This is a genomic window from Halanaerobium sp. MA284_MarDTE_T2 (assembly GCF_003337245.1).
GTDB lineage: Bacteria > Bacillota > Halanaerobiia > Halanaerobiales > Halanaerobiaceae > QPJE01.
Map to the genome: position 1 here is coordinate 1 of NZ_QPJE01000069.1, position 1,213 is coordinate 1,213.

1 protein-coding gene is annotated in these 1,213 nt (G+C 38.3%); it reads left to right on the plus strand.

Annotated elements, in window-relative coordinates; translation table 11 throughout:
- Positions 1 to 1,213, plus strand: a 1,213-nt coding sequence (locus tag DFR78_RS11870; protein ID WP_114459033.1) for an NADP-dependent malic enzyme, incomplete at both ends; no start/stop codon positions are given.

Genomic DNA, 1,213 nt, shown 5'->3' on the forward strand with positions numbered 1-1,213 from the left:
AATTTAAAAGAAAAAGCGTTAAAGATGCATGAAGAAAACATGGGGAAATTAAAAGTAGCAGGAAAGGTTAAGGTTGAAAATGAAGATGACCTAACTCTTGCATATTCTCCAGGTGTTGCCTATCCATGTCTGGCAATTGCTGACAGCAGTGATGATGTATATAAATATACCAATAAAAGCAATTTTGTAGCCATTGTTTCCAATGGTACCGCGGTTTTAGGACTTGGGAATATAGGTGCCAGAGCTTCAATACCTGTAATGGAGGGAAAATCAGTATTATTTAAAGAGTTTGGTGCTATAGATGGATTTCCAATCTGTCTTGACTCAGAAGATCCAGAAGAAATAATCAATACAGTAAAGATGATGGAACCTGTATTTGGCGGAATTAACCTGGAAGATATTAAAGCACCAGAATGTTTTATAATTGAAGAAAGATTAAAAGAAGAAATGCCTATTCCTGTTTTCCATGATGATCAGCATGGAACAGCAATTATTACTTTAGGTGCAATTATAAACTCACTTAAAATTGTCGATAAGAAATTTGAAGATTTAAAAGTAGTAATTAATGGTGCAGGAGCTGCTGGAATTTCTCTGGCAGGAATCATAATGGAAAAAGGAGCCAAAAATGTTATACTTCTAGACAGCCGCGGCGCTCTTTATGAAGGCAGAGAGAACATGAATGAGATTAAAGAAAAGATTGCAAAGACAACAAACCCAAACAAAGAAAAAGGAGATTTGGGGGATGTTATAAAAGGTGCGGATATTTTCTTAGGAGTATCTGTAGCAGATGTAATGACAGAACAAATGGTAAAAGATATGGCTGATGATCCAATAGTATTCCCTATGGCAAATCCAGATCCAGAAATAGATCCGGAACTTGCCACAAAAGCAGGAGCCAGAATTGTAGGAACAGGTCGTTCTGATTATCCAAATCAGATCAACAATGTACTTGCCTTCCCGGGTATTTTCCGCGGAGCACTGGATGTAAGAGCAGCAGAGATTAATATGGAAATGAAGCTGGCAGCCGCACAGGCACTGGCAGATTTAGTTAGTGAAGAAGAACTTACAGAAGAATATGTAATTCCAAAACCTTTTGATGGTAGAGTTGGACCACATGTTGCAGCAGCAGTAGCAGAGGCAGCTGTAAAGTCCGGTGTAGCAAGGATAGAGTTAAGCTATGAGGAGGCTTATAAAATGGCCGAAGAAAAACTGG